The sequence below is a fragment of the Polaribacter sargassicola genome, from assembly GCF_021991835.1.
GTDB lineage: Bacteria > Bacteroidota > Bacteroidia > Flavobacteriales > Flavobacteriaceae > Polaribacter > Polaribacter sargassicola.
In genome coordinates, this window is record NZ_JAHDAU010000111.1 from 1 (window position 1) to 333 (window position 333).

A 333-nucleotide genomic window follows, 5' to 3' on the forward strand; every position below is an offset into this window, starting at 1 on the left:
GTCGCCGAGCACCTGGTCGGTCGACTTGCCGTCGATCCAGTCGACCATGCCCTTCCAGAACGAACCGGACCCGACCGTGGCGGGCATCAGGTCGGACGCGTCGAAGCGGAACGTCGTGCCGGAATCCTGCAGCGTCTTCATGGCATCCTGCAGGAACTCGCTGGAGGCCAGCGAGGGGTCGGCGTTCTTGTTCGCCGAGATGACGCCGCCGAGCTTGACGCGGGCGTCCGCGAACTCGGGCGACGCCATGAACTCGAGCACCTTGACGGTGGACGGATCGGCGTTGAAACCGGCGACGAACTCGCCACCGCCCTCGACCTGCAGCTCGCCCGC

1 protein-coding gene is annotated in these 333 nt (G+C 67.3%); it reads right to left on the reverse strand.

Annotated elements, in window-relative coordinates; genetic code table 11:
* On the reverse strand, positions 1–333 hold a 333-nt coding region (locus KI686_RS17520; RefSeq protein ID WP_237590335.1), incomplete at both ends, for a hypothetical protein.